We start from the raw sequence: 14,318 nt of genomic DNA, 5'->3' as shown, positions 1-14,318 counted from the left end.
CCCCCCGGACGATCGCCAGGCAGACGATCGCGGCCACCACCACGATGACTACGGTGCCCATGGCGTCACCTGCTTTCTTCCCCCTGGGGCGACCCCCCGTGGGCGCCCCGGCCGCCGCGGCAACGCGACGTGCCCCTGGGATGCCCGGCCGTCTCACCGGCCAAAGCAGAGTTGAGGAACTCCAGAGCTTGGGCGCAGGATGACCCGCATGACCTCCAGTGAACGCCCGCTCCTGAACCGCCGGCTCGCCGAGTTCGGGACCACGATCTTCGCCGAGATGTCCGCCCTGGCGCTGCGCACCGGGTCCATCAACCTGGGGCAGGGCTTCCCGGACACCGACGGTCCCGAGGAGGTCAGGGAGGCCGCCGTGCGCGCGCTGCGTGAGGGGCGCGGCAACCAGTACCCGCCGGGCCCCGGCGTCCCCGAGCTGCGCGGCGCGATCGCCGCGCACCAGGAGCGCCGGTACGGGCTGTCGTACGACCCGGACGCCGAGGTGCTCGTCACGGCGGGCGCGACGGAGGCGATCGCCGCCGCCCTGCTGGCCCTCGTGGAGCCCGGTGACGAGGTCGTCGCCCTGGAGCCGTACTACGACTCCTACGCGGCGTGCATCGCGATGGCCGGCGGCACCCGGGTGCCGGTCACGCTGCGCCCGGACGGCGGCGCGTTCCGCCTTGACCTCGACGAGCTGCGCGCCGCCGTCACCCCGCGCACCCGGCTCCTCCTGGTCAACACCCCGCACAACCCGACCGGCACGGTCCTCACCCGCGCCGAGCTGACCGCGATCGCCGAACTGGCGGTGGAACGGGACCTGTTGGTGGTGACGGACGAGGTGTACGAGCATCTGGTCTACGACGAGGCGGAACACATCCCCCTCGCCGCCCTCCCCGGCATGCGCGGGCGCACGGTCACCATCGGTTCGGCCGGCAAGACCTTCTCCTTCACGGGCTGGAAGGTCGGCTGGGTGACCGCGACGCCGGAACTGGTCACGGCGGTGCGCTCGGCCAAGCAGTTCCTGACGTACGTCGCCTCCGGGCCCTTCCAGTACGCCGTGGCCGAGGGACTGCGCCTGCCCGACTCATACTTCGCGGACTTCCGCGCGGACATGCTGGCCAAGCGGGACCTGCTCGCGGGCGGCCTGGAGCGGGCGGGCTTCAAGGTCTTCCGCCCTGCCGGTACGTACTTCATCACCACCGACATCCGGCCCCTCGGTGAGAGCGACGGTCTCACCTTCTGCCGTGCACTGCCGGAGCGCTGCGGGGTGGTCGCGATCCCCAACGCGGTCTTCTACGACCACCGCGAGCAGGGTGCGCCATTCGTACGGTTCGCCTTCTGCAAGCGCACGGGAGTGCTGGAGGAGGCCGCCACCCGGCTCAAGACGCTGGCCGGGTGACAGCCGACAGCCGTACCGGCGAGGGTCCCGGCCTGACTCACGCCGCAGCGCGTAGATGTCGCAGGCCGTAGAGCGGCGCGGTGGATGGACGAGCGCGACCGCTGACGCGGAGTTTGCACGACCGGGTGGAGCGACCGCCGGTCCACCGACCTCGCCGGCCTCCCTCGGCGGGGCCTGCCGCGCGGCACGCGAGCGGGTGCGTGAACACGGTTCCGGCTGGGTCACGGCCGACGGCCCGCTCGGTTCCGCCGTCCCGACGGCGGAGCAGTACCCGACGTACGTCGGCGCCGGCCTCCGCCGAAGCGCGACCTGCTCGGCAACGGCCTGCGGGCAGCCGGGTTCGAGGTCGGCCGGCCCCGTGGCGCGTTTTTCGTCACCACTCAGAAGATCCCCTTGTACCCCCGCCATCCGGTGGCGATCTTCGTGCGGGCGCCGAACACCCCCTTGCCGTTGCCGTTGTTGCGCCACAGGTTGCCGGAGGTGTCGCGGGACAGGAGGTCGGCATTGCCGTCGCCGGTGAGGTCGCCGGCGCCGATGACGGTGTCGTACGAGCCGCCCCAGGAGGAGGACAGCTTCACGCGTGCGGAGAAGGTGCTCTTGCCCGTGCCGAGGTAGCGGTACAGGTTGTTGGACTTGTCCTGGGCGACCAGGTCGCCGATGCCGTCGCCGTTGAGATCGCCGACACCCACGATCTTCTTGTACGTCTTCCAGTCGGCGTAGAGCTTCACGCGCGCGGAGAGCTTTCCGGTGCTCGTCCCCCGGTAGAGGTAGACGGCGCCGGTGGCGGAGTTGCGGGCGATGAGGTCGGGACGGCCGTCACCGCTGATGTCGCCGGGCGAGGTCAGGACGTCGTACTGGTTCCAGCCCTTGCCCAGCGAGGTGTGCGGAGTGCTGGTGAGGAACGCCTGGCCGAGCATGGTCCGGTACACCCGTAGTTCGCCGCTGCTGAACCGGACGAGGATGTCGTTGCGCCGGTCGCCGTCGAGGTCACCGAACGGGAAGAGCTTCACGGAGGCGGGCCAGCCGGAGGCGGACATGGCCTTGCCCAGGGTGCCCGTGCCGGTGCCCGGCCGGTAGCTGACGGTGCCGGAGGAGCTGAGGGTCAGGATGTCGCCGGTTCCGTCGGGCGCCCAGGAACCGGCGCTGGTGAAGTCGTGGCGTACGGCGGCCCCGTCGGACACCTGCACCGTCTGCGACACGGTCAGCGCGCGTCCCGAGCCGTCGGCAGGCGGGATCGTCACCGTGAAGGTGTAGGCACCGTTGGGGACGAGCGCGCCCTTGGCGTCACGGATGTCCCACCGCGCGGTCAGGTTGCCCTGCACCGCCCCGCCGGAGAGGGTGCGGACGACGGTACCGGTGGCCTTGCTGGTGAGGGTGGCCGTCCAGGAGGCGGCCGGCTTGGAGAGGAGCCCGCGCCACTGCCACCACGGGCTGTCGGCCGCGCTGTTCTCCCCCGCGTTGCCGGTCGTCTCGGACTCGACGGCGGAGAGCGGCTGGGTGGCGACCCCGCTGGGCACCAGGTGGATCCGGTTCTCCGCGTCGACGTAGGCGACGGGCCCGCCGAACTTGTCCACGGTCCAGGTCGTCCCGCGCCCGCCGGACGTGCCCGCCGGGAGGTCGGCTATCTCACGGGTGGTCGCGGTGCCGTCGGCGAAGGCAGTGAGGAGCAGCGTCCCGGTGGTCGTGTCCTGCCGGACGAGGTATCCGTCGCCGAGCTGGACCTGGCCGGACGGGACGGGGATGTTCTTCTTCGCCGTTCGGTCCCAGACGCCGGCCGTCCCGCCCGTACCGCAGGACCAGTAGATCCAGCGGCTCACCACCTGGAGCTCCTTGGGGACGCACGGGGCGCCGGTGCTGACGGTGGCGGCGGTCGCGCCGGTCTTCAGGTTCCTGGCGGTGACGACACCGTTGCCGGAACCCGGCGTCCACAGGCTGCTCCCCCAGACGGAGGCGGCTGTGACGGAGCGGGTGAGGACGGGCTGCAGGTCGGTGTAGACACCGAGGTCGCCGACGTACTGCTTGCTGGGGAAGGAACCGTTGACGACCGCGTAGCGGCCGGTGACGTCGAGGACGGTGCCGGTTGCCGAGGGCAGGTAGAAGAAGCCGGCCTGGTCGTCGCGGTCGACGGACTGGACGTACGAGCCGACCGGGTCGGCGTCGGCGGTGAACGTCACGGCGCGGCCGTCCCCGGTGGCGTACGGGCCCGTGTCGAGGCCGTCCCACTTCTCCCAGGTCCGGGTGCCGGGCGTGCCGTCCGCGGCGATCGGCCGGGTGTAGTACGCGCCCAGGAAGCTGGAGTTGGCCTCGTCGGTGGCCAGGGTGCCGTTCTCCAGCGACAGCCGCGTGATCTTCGCCGCTACCGGCGGTACGGCGGTCAGTTCGGTCAGTGCCGGGGTGTCCGCGCCCGTGCCGGTGACCCGGCGTACCGCCCAGTGCCCGGCGTCGGCGCCCCCGACGACCAGCAGGCCGCCGTCGGGGGCGGGTACGACGGAGCTGTTCGCGTGCCGGAGCAGGGTGACCGGGGCGCCGCCCGTGACGGGGACGGCCATGAGCTGCTCGCCGGACTCGTCGGCCAGGTTGGAGGGGTTCGACGGCACGGTACGGGCCACCACGAGCCAGTCCCCGGCGATGCCGACCGACGGGGTGCCCTCGGTGCCGGGCAGGGTCACCGTCGTCCCGGGGGCGGTGAGGTCGCCGCGGTCCAGGACGTGCGCCGTCGGCGTGGTACCGGACGGGTACCAGACCAGCCGGTCCGCGCTCAGCGCGACGGCGGCCGGAGCGGCGGACAGGGTCACGTCGCCGGTGACCTTCGCGGCGGCCAGGTCCACCAGCGCCAGGTGCTGCACGCCCCCCAGCGCGTAGCCGACGACGGCGGTGCCGCTGTCGCCGCCCAGCACCCGGAAGTTCGAGGTGATCCCGGCCGGCCACCCGTCGACGAGGGTGCCGTCGGCCGGGGCGTCGCCGCCGTAGAGCCACAGCGTGCGGCTGCCGCCCGTGTCGCGGGCCTGGGTCAGCACATGGGTGCCGTAGGTGGCCATGTACGTGCCGTGGGTGAGGGTGACGTCGGTGCTGGTGGCGGCGGAGAGGTCACGCAGGACGACCTTCTGGGTGGGCGAGACGACGTCGGTCACGATGTCGGACGACGAGCCCAGGTAGCCGGCGAATTCGACTCGCGGCAGCTCGCCCAGTTCGGTCGTCGCACCGGTGGCGTACGACGTCCACAGGTAGCCGGAGCGTCCCTCCTGGGCGTGCAGGTAGCCGTCGGTACCGGCGCTGTAGAGCCGGTCGGCGCGAGGCTGGTAACGGTCGGACTGGAAGACCTTCTCGGTCGCGCGTGCGGTACTCCCGGTGCCGTCGCCCGCATCGGCCGTGCCGACGAGTGGACCGGGACCGGCGACGACGGTGAGGACTGCCAGCGCGGCGACGACGCCACGGGCGGTGGTACGACGAGCCATCGTCGCCTCCTGGGGGCTTCCGGTGGAAAGAGGCGTGCCGGAGGCCGACGGTCGGGAAGGCGTGTATTGATGCTGCCGCGAAATATCCTCCCCCGAACTTCCCCCCACACGCGGCGAGTTGATGATAACAGTGGCCACAGGTTTCTCTGAGGCACCGGTAGGACGAGATCCCGATCGTCTTCGCGACGGCCACCGGATCGGCGACCCCAGGTCCCTTCTCGGCGCACCCGCCGTTGTCGGTGACGTCGATGCCGTCGCCGCGCGCCGGACAAAATGCTCCCTGCCGCAGCGGGCGCCCCCTGCGTCCGGCTCGCATTCTGCAAACGCACCGAGGTGCTGCCGGGTGCGGCGGAAAGGCTCCGCAAAGCGCTCGCGCACCGGAGGCCGCATGCTCCCGGCCGCGGTACAGGCGCTTGCCGCACCACAGAGCGAGACGTACAATTTCTTGTACGTCGAAGGAGGGTTGATCGTGAAGACCATGACGTATTCCGAGTCCCGCGCGCGGTACGCCGAGGTGCTCAACTCCGTCACCGACGACCGCGAGGAGGTCGTCATCACCCGGGCCGGACATGAGCCGGTCGTCATCGTCTCCCTTGAGGACTACGAGTCCCTGAAGGAGACCGCGTACCTGCTGCGAAGCCCGGCGAACGCCCGGCGCCTGCTCGCCTCCATCGACGAGCTGGAGAACGGCGGCGGCACCGTACGCGAACTGGCGACCGACGAATGAGGGCCCCGAGTTGAAGATCACCTTCTCCTCCCGCGCCTGGGAGGACTACCTGTGGTGGCAGCTTCAGGACCGGAAGATCCTGAAGCGCATCAACACGCTCATCGCGGACATCGCCCGGAACGGCAACGAGGGGATCGGCAAACCGGAACCGCTCAAGCACGGATTCCAGGGCTACTGGTCGCGCCGCATCAACGACGAGCACAGACTGATCTACAAGGCCACCGAGGACGCCGTCCTGATCGCACAGTGCCGCTACCACTACGAGAGCTGACCGGTGAACCGCGGCGATCCACCGTTCCCGTCCCATCCGCACGGTGCGCTCAGTCGTACGGCGGAGAGCGACGGACTTCTCAGCCCGCGCCTCGGTCGGCGACGGCTTACCTTGGTGGGCCCGGTGCGCCACGCGTGAATGGGTGTACGAAGGAGGCGTGGCCTGGGTGACGGCGGCCGCGGGGCTGGTCTCGGCGGTCCGCTCCGCGAAGCAGTTCCTGACGTACGTCTCCTCCGGCCCCTTCCAGTACGCCGTCGCCGAGGCGCTGGCCCTCCCCGACAGCTACTTCACCGCCTTCCGCGAGGACATGCTGGCCAAGCGGGACCTGCTGGCGGCGGGTCTGGCGGACGCCGGCTTCAAGGTCTTCCAGCCCGCCGGCACCTACTTCATCACCACCGACATCCGCCCCCTGGGAGAAACCGACGGCTTCGCCTTCTGCCGCGCCCTGCCTGAGCGGGCGGGTGTCGTCGCCATCCCCAACGCCGTCTTCTACGACCACAAAGAGGCCGGCGCACCATACGTCCGGTTCGCGTTCTGCAAACGCGTCGAGGTAGTGGCGGACGCGGCGGAACGGCTGCGCAAGGCGTTCGCACACTGACCGCCGCTGCATGGGGCCAGTCGTCCTCGGCGCGGCCGTCCTCCGACTCCGGTCGGCCCGCCACGTGCACCGCAAGAGCCCATCGCAGCCCGCGCCCTGGTTCGCCTCGCCTTCCGCACGGGCGAAACACCGGAGGCTATTCGGTGTCCTTCGGGTGTCGCGGGGAGGCGTACACAAGGATCACAGTCGAGGTGTCCGGGCTGACCAGGTAGCGGACCCGGCCGCCGCTGGTGATCTCGTACTCCCGCTGCTCCAGCTCAGAGCCCTTCCATTCCCGGGTGGCGTGTCTGCCTCGGAGTTGGTGCTGGCGGTTCCAGTTGGCCCGCGACAGCGGGTCTGCGCGAAGGACTTCCAAGCAGCGATGCGCGTTCGGCAACGCCACCCGGCACAGCTCCTCCCAACCGGTCGCGGCCTCGGTCGTGCCGTAGATGACGTGCCAGCCGCTCGGCGGAGGAACACTGACCCGATCGCCTTTCCTCGGACTCACTCGTGCACCTCGACGGGGCCGAGGTCGACGTCATCGAGCGGACGGAGCGCTTCCCTGAGCTGGTCAGGATCGGCGTTGATGCGGGCGGTGGCCCGCCACGAGACGATCGCTCGGTGCACAGCCTCCCTGGCGCCCAGTTCAGCGGCGTCGGACAGCGCTTCCAGAAGCTCGACAGCCCCGGTTCAGGAGACGGTCAAAGGCGTAGGAGCCGGCGGGCGTTGCCGGAGGCGATCTTCTGCTTGTCGGCGTCTGCGAGGCGGGTCTGTTCGAGGGCGGTGACGGCCGCACCTGTCCTCTCGTAGGGGTAGTCGACGGCGAACAGCACGCTGTCCGCACCGAGCACGTGCACGAGTGCCTCGATCGCGGCCGGGGACAGCACACCGCTGGTCGTGGCGAGGACGTTCGCCCCGAAGTACTCGGACGGCTTGCGCCGCAGCGGGTACGGCACGGTGAGGGTCGCGTAGCGCGAATCGAAGCGGGAGAGCTGGAAGGGGAGGAACTCGCCGGCATGCCCGAGGATCATCGTCGCCTCTGGATGCCGGTCGAACACCCCGGACATGATCACGCGCATGGCGTGCCCGCCGGTGGCGGCCTGCCAGCTCCACAACGCGCCGTCCAGTTCGGGATGGGCATCGAGGACGCGCCAGCGGTCCGCGGGCGGCATGCCGGGGTGCAGGTACAGCGGTACACCGAGTTCGCTCAGCGCGGCCCAGACCCGGTCGAACGCGGGGTCGTCGAGGTACCGGCCCTGGATGTGGTCGTTGACGAGCGCTCCCTTGAACCCGAGGCGTTCGACGCTTCGGCGCAGCTCCGTGACGGCGGCGGGCGGGTCCTGGAGCGGTAGGGCCGCGAAGGCGGCGAAGCGGCCAGGGTGGGCGTCGACGATCTCGGCGAGGTGGTCGTTGACGTACCGTGCGTTGTCCACTGCACGGGCCGGATCGGTTTCCGCTTCGATGCCCGGGACGGTGAGGGAGAGTACCTGTACGGCGATGCCGTTGGCGTCCATGTCGGGCAGCCGCAACCGTGTGACGTCGGGCAGCCGGGCGGCCATGTCCGCGAGGAAGGCCGGTTCGATGTTGTCCGGCATCGGCATCGGCGGTCGCCGGTCCGCCAGACCTGGAATCGCGATGGCCTCCTCGACGGCGATGTACCCGCGCATCAGGCGCTTCCCACCGGGACGAGGATCCCCGCTGCGCGGGTCGGCCGTTCGGCCTCGTCGAGCATCAGCGCCGCGACGGTGGCTCGGGAGGCGTGCGGCGGCAGGACGGGTTTCGTGCAGGTCTCCAGCGGGATGTTGCGGCGCTTGGTGCTGACGCCGCCGGCCCAGAGGTCGGGGGCGTGGAAGACGGTCGCGCCGCTGTCGACGGCGATCGAGTCCGCGGTGGTCTTCTCCGCCAGTTCCTCGCCGACGAAGGTCTTCATGACCCACTGGTAGATCCCGCCGCCGGCGCCGACGGAGGAGCCGGAGCCGAGCGCGGCGAGCCACAGCGTGCGTACCGGGACGTCGGCGAGGACCCTCGCGCCGGCGACGAGCGTTCCCCGGCCGTCGCCCTTGCCGATGCCGAGGGCGGAGACGACCACGTCGACGTCCGTCAGGTCCGGGAACGCGGCGGGGGCGGTGACGTCGGCCTGGCGGATCTCGATGGTCGGCTGCCCGGGCATCGGGCGGGACTCCGGTCGGCGAACCAGCGCGACGACCTCGTGCCCGCGCTGAAGGGCTTGCTCGACGACGAGGCGGCCGACCCTGCCGGTCGCCCCGAGTACGGCGATGCGCATGCTTCCTCCCCGATAACTAAACAACTGTTGGTCATGTAAGTGAACAACTGTTGGTAACCGGTGTCAAGAACAGGGGCTGGATGCGAGGGGCAGGGTGATGGCGTGGGCGATGACCTTGAGGCCGAGCGCGTGTGCCTCCTCGACGCCGGCCTTGATGGTGGCGGGGTCGATCATGGGCAGCCCGGGTGGCCCATGATGGCGCCGTCTTCGATCGCCCCAGGCGTAGGTGCTGCCCGCCCAGGTCGCAGCCATGATCGCTGGCCGACGTCGACCAGCCGGTCTTGTCAGCGAGCCGGTGGGGTGAGGGTGGTGCGGTCGAACGGGCCACCATGTGAGGCGGCGTACGCGACGGAGTCGTTGACGGCGTCGAGGCCGAACGACCGGACCCGTTCGGCGGCGAGGTCCAGGGTGCCCGAGGCGAGGAGCCGGATGATGCCGACGTTCGCCGTACGCGGGTACATCCACTGGCCGCGCACGGTGATCGAGTTGCGCATGATCCATGGGTACGGGAGGGCGAGGTCGTCGCCACCGAGCATGCCGATGCCGCCCATGAGAACGACGCGGCCGTATTCGCGCACGGTCATGGCTGCCGTGCGCGCTGCCGAGCTGGGTGCGCTCGGCGGTAGCAGGTCGATCACCATGTCGATCGGGCCGTCGGCCGCCGCGGACATCGCCGCGCGGTCGCCGGCCTCGTCCCCGGTGAGCGGGACCGGGCGCACGAGCGGACCGAACCGGTCGGCGAGGAGGTCGAGCGCGGCCTGGTTGCGGCCTGGGGCGACCACGCGGCCCGCCCCCATGGCGAGCGCGACCGCAACCGCACTGCTGCCGAGGTTGCCGGTGGCCCCGTTGACGAGCAGCGTCTCACCGGCTGCGAGCCCGCCGGCCAGCAGCCCGCCGTAAGGGATGACGTGCACACCGAGCGCGGCCCAGCGGGCCGGGTCGTCCCCCGCCGCTGCGGGGAGCGGGAAGACGTTCTCCGTCGGGACCCGCATGAGCTCGGCGAACGATCCGTCGTGCAGGTACCGGGCGAGGCGCGCGCCGCCCTCACCGCGGGAACTCCAGCCCTGGAGCGTGATGTCGGGCGTCAGGGCGTCATCCCGCGAGCGCACCGTCGAGTCGCACCACACCAGGTCGCCGCGGCGCAGCCGGGTGGCGTCCGGGCCCACGTGGACGACCCGTCCCACGCCGCCGATCCCGGGCACGACGGGAGGGACCAGGGGGTAGTTCCGCTTGCCGCTGAAGACCTCAGCCGCGTAGGGCGCCACGCTGGCGGCGAGGACCTCGACCACCACCTCGCCGCCGCCGGCCTCGGGGTCGGGAACCTCCCGCACCGTGAGCGGGGCACCGAACTGCGTCAGAACTGCTGCTCGCACGTGATGACCTCCGTGTGCGTCCGTGTTCGTCGGGATCGACACTAGGAGCCTGACGGACATGCGGGAAGCGACGATCAAGCATGCGTGGTATGCGTATGCCGCATGGACATCTCCAGCACAGGCCTACGAGTCCTGCGGCAGATCGCCGAGTCCGGCAGCTTCACCGCAGCAGCCACCCGGCTCGGCTACACCCAGTCAGCGGTCTCACGCCAGGCCGCCGCCCTCGAACGAAGCGCGGGCACCGCCCTGTTCGAACGCCGCCCCGATGGGGTGCGGCTCACCCCCGCGGGCCTGACCCTGCTGCGCCACGCTCGCACGATCCTGGACTGCCTGACGGCGGCCGAGCGCGACCTCACCGGCACCGTCCCGCGGACCGAACTCGTGCGGCTCGGACTGTTCCTGAGCGCGGGCGCGGTCATCCTGCCTCGCTCACTCACCCGCCTCGCGGCGACCGACCCGCACATCACGGTCACGACTACCGAGGGCACCACGCCCTCCCTGATCCGGGCACTGCGCGCGGGCTCGATCGACCTCGCCGTACTGACCTCCCGCCCGCCGCACCGGCCTTTGGACGGCGAGTCGCCGCGCCTGCACACCGAGACCGTTATGGACACCGAACTGGTCGTGGCGGTGTCTTCGACCGGAGAGTTCGCCGGCCGCACCGCTGTGCACGTCGACGAACTGATCGACGCCCCGTGGATTGCCGCCCCGGCGTCGAACGCCGAGCCACTGCTCGGCGTCTGGCCTGGCCTGCCCGGACGGCCGGACATCGTCCACTGCGCGCGCGACTGGCTGACGAAGCTTCAGCTGGTCGCCGGCGGCTTCGGGGTGACAACGGTGCCCTCGCGGCTCTCGCCGGTGCTGCCGCCCGGGGTGAGCCTGCTGCACGTCGAAGGCGCACCTCCCGAGACCCGCCGGGTTCTCGTGGCGCGGCTCCCCGGCCGCCCCACCCCGGCGATCACGGCCGTCACCCGAGCAATTGCCTCTTCCACCTGATACGTGCCGCCGGCTGTCAGATTCGGTGCCGTAGCCCGCCGAGGGAGCGCACCATCACGTGTACCTCGACATCAGCCAGGGCCCTTTCAGCAGGAGCACCCCGCTGCCCACGCAAGCACCCCAGTGACGTCGAAACTCGGGTTCTGGATCAGCTTCTGTGGCCAGTGGCCGAGAGCTACTGGGCTCGGCCCACCTGTCCATCACATCACCCTTGCCAGGGCAGTCAGCGTGTCCGGATGCCATCCGTGAACCTGCGTCACTCAGTCCGCGCGATCATCCTCGACGAGGACGACCGCGTCCTTCTCTGTCGGTTCGCGATTCCAGAGCCAGCGGAAACGGTGGTGTGGGCAACTCCGGGCGGAGGAATCGAACAGGACGAGACGCCACGTGCCGCATTACGTCGCGTACGACGGCGTCGTCAATGACTACTTCCTCGTGCGCACTGCAGGGTTCAACCCGCGCGGGGCGCTGTCCGAGGACGAACTCGCCGAGGAGAACATCACCGGGCTGGAGTGGTGGCACCCACAGGAAGTCGCCAGTTATGACGGTCCGGACCTGTTTTCCCCCCGCGACCTTGCGATTCCTTTGAGGGCGTTGATCACCTTCGGTGTTCCAGCCAGACCTGTGCTGCTCGGCCTCCGAGCAGACAGCCCGCGTCATGGCGCGAGCAGGACTCGTTTTCGCAGGAGGGCGAAGCCCGCGCGGCCGAACATCCGGCGTTTGAGCATCTTGATCCGGTTGACGTGGCCTTCGACGGGGCCCGAGTTCCAGAGCAGGATGAGGCCGGCGATGACGGCGTGGCGGTCGCGGTTGATGCCTGCGGCGAGGGTGTGGAGACTGGGCAGGTCGTCCTGTCGGAACTGGTGGCGGCGGTGCGCTCGGCGAAGCAGTTCCTGACGTACGTCTCCTCCGGCCCCTTCAGTAGGCGGCGGAACGGCTGCGGCAGCTGCCGTGACCGACCCTGCGACGGGCCGGACTCAGGTACCCGGCTGGGCCCCACCAGCGGTGCTCTCCGGCACCGCGTAACCGGGTACCGACGGCCAGCGCACCGTCAGGAGGACCGAGTCCTCCTCCGCGTACCAGGAGTGGTCCACCCCGCGCCCCCACACGACGTAGTCGCCCTGCTCGGCCAGCACCACGCTGCGGCCGGGGAGCTCGACGCGGAAGCGGCCGCTGACGAGTACCAGGAGGGCGGTGCGCTCCTCGCCCTCCACCCATCGCGCCCGCTCCTCGCCACGGGGGTGCACCCCCCACTTGATCTCCACGGCCTCGCTGTGGCGCGGATCGCCGGGGTCCTTGAAGTGCCCGAGGAGCCACCCCCGGTCCAGTGCCGCGTCCTTGCCCGCGTTGCCCACGTACACGCTGTCGTCCACGCTGTCGTCCACGCCCTCGTCCACGCCCTCGTCCCCACCCTCGTCCACGCAACCGGACGCTAGCAGCCGCCCGGACGGAGGGCCGCTACCCCATCGGGCGCACATTTCTCGCACATCACCGCCATCCCCCGGCAGGGTGCGAATGTGAGCCACGTCAGCACCGCCCTCGCCCCGCCCGTCGCCCAGCGGCCCGGCACCCGGCTGTCCCTCGTCACGGCCGGCGGGCTCGCCGTGGGACTGTTCGCGGCGGTCCGGCTCACCGGTATGGCCGTGCTCGCGCTGGTGGCGTGGGCGGGCGGCGGGCATCCGCTGACCCTCCTCGGCCGGTCCTGGGACTCGGCCTGGTACCTGGGCATCGCCGCCCACGGCTACGGCCGCACCCTGCACTTCGGTTCCGGTGTCGTCCACAGCGACCTGGCGTTCTTCCCGCTCTACCCGGCGCTGATCCGCACCCTCACGGCGGTGACCCCGCTCAGCGGGGCGGGGGCCGCGCTGCTGGTCTCCTGGACCGCGGCGGCCGTCGCCGCGGCCGGCGTCTACGCGGTGGGCACCCGGCTGCACGGCCGCGCGGTGGGCACCGCGCTGGTCGTGCTGTGGGCCCTGCTCCCGCACTCCGTGGTGCTGTCGATGGCGTACACGGAGCCGGTGCTGACCGCGTTCGCCGCCTGGTCCCTGTACGCGGTCCTGGCCGGCAACTGGCTGTGGGCGGGTGCGCTGGCCGCCCTCGCCGGCCTGTCCCGGCCCAACGGCTTCGCGGTCGCCGCGGCCGTGCTCGTCGCCGCCGGCTGCGAGCTCCACCGCCGTCGCGGCCCGGTCACCCACAGGCTGTGGACGGGCGCGGCGCTCGCCCCGGTCGGGTGGGCGGCCTACGTCCTGTGGGTGGGCGGCCGCACCGGCGACCCGCTCGGCGGCTACTTCGACGTACAGCGCCTGTGGGGCTCGCGCTTCGACCTGGGCCGGGGCTCCCTGCGCTTCGCCCGCGAACTGCTCCTGCACGGCGACCGCTTCGTCTTCTCGATGGTCCTGCTGATCGTGGCGGCCGGGGTGCTCCTGTACGCCCTGCTGGCCCTGGACCGCCCGCCGCTCCCCCTGCTCGCCTACACCGCCGTGCTCCTCCTGATCACGCTCGGCGGCTCGGGCTTCTTCGAGTCGAAGCCGCGCTTCCTGCTCCCGGCCTTCCCGCTGCTGCTGCCGCCGGCACGGGCGCTGGTCCGCACGGCGAGAGCCCGGCCCTGGCACGCGACGGTGGTGGTCACGGCCCTGGCCGGGCTCTCGTTCGGCTACGGCGCGTACCTCGTCGTGTACGCGCACACACCGCTGTAGGTCCGCTGGTTACTCGTCGCCGTCTTCCGGCTTCTCGGCACCGTCGACGTCCTCCTCCAGGCCGAGCTGCTCGACGAGCCACTTGTCGAACTCGATGGCGGCCCGCACCCAGCTGACCGTGGACGAGACGAAGTGGTTGATGTCGACGCCGGTGCCGATCAGCATCTGCGCCTCACCGATGAGACGGACGGTGCCGTCGTCGTGGGTGTGGGTGTAGACCTTGGGCCACAGGGTCCGCCGGTTCCAGTCGTCGATGGACTCCAGGAGCTGCGGCTTCTCGTCGATCTTGTGCGGCCGGTCGTAGAACGTCCGCACCGAGAAGACCGCCTGCTCGTCCTCACCGCGGAACATGAAGTACGTGCGGAACTGCTCCCACGGCGCCGCGAGGTCGCCCTCGTCGTCGACGACGTACTTGAGCTCCATCTGGTCGAGGAGCTGCTTCACGAGATCCTGATCCGGGACGACGGGGCCCGCCGGTCCTTGGGGCTGCGGCTCGGGCTGGCCCCCGAAGTTCGGAATCGAGGACGGGTCGATGCTCACCGTGTTTTT

15 protein-coding genes and 1 pseudogene are annotated in these 14,318 nt (G+C 70.9%); 7 read left to right on the top strand and 9 right to left on the bottom strand.

All coding sequences use genetic code 11. The annotated features are described in order from the left end of the window. Positions 1 to 199: 199 nt before the first annotated feature. Positions 200 to 1,390, top strand: a complete 1,191-nt coding sequence (locus tag ACZ3KP_RS32785) for a pyridoxal phosphate-dependent aminotransferase (RefSeq protein ID WP_467503916.1) — start codon at positions 200 to 202, stop codon at positions 1,388 to 1,390. A gap of 380 nt (positions 1,391 to 1,770) precedes the next feature. Here ACZ3KP_RS32785 and ACZ3KP_RS32780 read toward each other — a convergent pair whose 3' ends face one another. Then, positions 1,771 to 4,845, bottom strand: a complete 3,075-nt coding sequence (locus tag ACZ3KP_RS32780; protein ID WP_467503914.1) for an FG-GAP-like repeat-containing protein — start codon at positions 4,843 to 4,845, stop codon at positions 1,771 to 1,773. A 469-nt stretch (positions 4,846 to 5,314) separates the two neighbouring features. Between ACZ3KP_RS32780 and ACZ3KP_RS32775 the strand changes: the two genes are divergently transcribed. From ACZ3KP_RS32775 to ACZ3KP_RS32765, 3 genes and pseudogenes are all read left to right on the top strand, one after another. After that, positions 5,315 to 5,572: a type II toxin-antitoxin system Phd/YefM family antitoxin gene (locus ACZ3KP_RS32775; RefSeq protein WP_037676836.1), complete on the top strand. Its 258-nt coding sequence runs from the start codon at positions 5,315 to 5,317 to the stop codon at positions 5,570 to 5,572. 10 nt (positions 5,573 to 5,582) lie between these two features. Then, entirely contained in the window at positions 5,583 to 5,843 is a 261-nt protein-coding gene (locus tag ACZ3KP_RS32770; protein ID WP_046730454.1) for a Txe/YoeB family addiction module toxin, read from the top strand. 157 nt (positions 5,844 to 6,000) lie between these two features. Then, positions 6,001 to 6,441 (top strand): annotated as a pseudogene (locus ACZ3KP_RS32765) (aminotransferase class I/II-fold pyridoxal phosphate-dependent enzyme); the annotation flags it as partial. A gap of 136 nt (positions 6,442 to 6,577) precedes the next feature. On the opposite strand, the gene ACZ3KP_RS32760 reads toward ACZ3KP_RS32765, so the two are convergent. The 6 genes from ACZ3KP_RS32760 to ACZ3KP_RS32735 all read right to left on the bottom strand — a co-directional run bounded on the left by ACZ3KP_RS32760 (position 6,578) and on the right by ACZ3KP_RS32735 (position 10,077). Beyond that, a complete protein-coding gene (locus tag ACZ3KP_RS32760; protein WP_467503910.1) occupies positions 6,578 to 6,928 on the bottom strand; it encodes a hypothetical protein in 351 nt (116 codons plus the stop codon). Beyond that, positions 6,925 to 7,047: a hypothetical protein gene (locus ACZ3KP_RS32755; RefSeq protein ID WP_467503908.1), complete on the bottom strand. Its 123-nt coding sequence runs from the start codon at positions 7,045 to 7,047 to the stop codon at positions 6,925 to 6,927. The genes ACZ3KP_RS32760 and ACZ3KP_RS32755 overlap by 4 nt, the downstream gene beginning before the upstream one ends. A 74-nt stretch (positions 7,048 to 7,121) precedes the next feature. After that, positions 7,122 to 8,087: an amidohydrolase family protein gene (locus ACZ3KP_RS32750; RefSeq protein ID WP_467503906.1), complete on the bottom strand. Its 966-nt coding sequence runs from the start codon at positions 8,085 to 8,087 to the stop codon at positions 7,122 to 7,124. Beyond that, the gene (locus ACZ3KP_RS32745; RefSeq protein WP_467503904.1) at positions 8,087 to 8,704 is read right to left on the bottom strand and encodes an NAD(P)-dependent oxidoreductase; all 618 of its coding nucleotides are present in this window, start codon (positions 8,702 to 8,704) and stop codon (positions 8,087 to 8,089) included. The genes ACZ3KP_RS32750 and ACZ3KP_RS32745 overlap by 1 nt, the downstream gene beginning before the upstream one ends. A 63-nt stretch (positions 8,705 to 8,767) precedes the next feature. Next, positions 8,768 to 8,956, bottom strand: coding sequence for a hypothetical protein (locus ACZ3KP_RS32740; RefSeq protein ID WP_467503902.1), 189 nt, complete (start codon positions 8,954 to 8,956; stop codon positions 8,768 to 8,770). 32 nt (positions 8,957 to 8,988) lie between these two features. After that, complete coding sequence (locus tag ACZ3KP_RS32735; RefSeq protein WP_467503900.1) at positions 8,989 to 10,077, bottom strand: alcohol dehydrogenase catalytic domain-containing protein; 1,089 nt, start codon at positions 10,075 to 10,077, stop codon at positions 8,989 to 8,991. A gap of 102 nt (positions 10,078 to 10,179) precedes the next feature. On the opposite strand from ACZ3KP_RS32735, the gene ACZ3KP_RS32730 reads away from it, so the two are divergent. Both ACZ3KP_RS32730 and ACZ3KP_RS32725 read left to right on the top strand, forming a co-directional pair. Next, complete coding sequence (locus tag ACZ3KP_RS32730; RefSeq protein WP_467503898.1) at positions 10,180 to 11,073, top strand: LysR family transcriptional regulator; 894 nt, start codon at positions 10,180 to 10,182, stop codon at positions 11,071 to 11,073. Between the two features lie 236 nt (positions 11,074 to 11,309). Next, complete coding sequence (locus ACZ3KP_RS32725; RefSeq protein WP_467503896.1) at positions 11,310 to 11,498, top strand: NUDIX domain-containing protein; 189 nt, start codon at positions 11,310 to 11,312, stop codon at positions 11,496 to 11,498. Positions 11,499 to 12,050: 552 nt separating this feature from the next. Here ACZ3KP_RS32725 and ACZ3KP_RS32720 read toward each other — a convergent pair. Continuing rightward, positions 12,051 to 12,446 (bottom strand): cupin domain-containing protein, encoded by a 396-nt coding sequence (locus ACZ3KP_RS32720; RefSeq protein WP_467504121.1) that lies wholly within the window; start codon positions 12,444 to 12,446, stop codon positions 12,051 to 12,053. A gap of 144 nt (positions 12,447 to 12,590) precedes the next feature. On the opposite strand from ACZ3KP_RS32720, the gene ACZ3KP_RS32715 reads away from it, so the two are divergent. Continuing rightward, on the top strand, positions 12,591 to 13,769 hold the full coding sequence (locus tag ACZ3KP_RS32715) for a hypothetical protein (protein WP_467503894.1): 1,179 nt from the start codon (positions 12,591 to 12,593) through the stop codon (positions 13,767 to 13,769). A 9-nt stretch (positions 13,770 to 13,778) separates the two neighbouring features. On the opposite strand, the gene ACZ3KP_RS32710 is transcribed toward ACZ3KP_RS32715, so the two are convergent. After that, positions 13,779 to 14,309 carry a type III secretion system chaperone family protein gene (locus ACZ3KP_RS32710; protein ID WP_358979029.1) on the bottom strand — a complete coding sequence of 177 codons (531 nt, stop codon included), beginning with the start codon at positions 14,307 to 14,309 and terminating at the stop codon, positions 13,779 to 13,781. Between the last annotated feature and the right edge of the window lie 9 nt (positions 14,310 to 14,318).

This window comes from Streptomyces sp. NPDC020958 (assembly GCF_055562175.1).
This window is presented reverse-complemented; position numbering and strand designations above follow the sequence as displayed.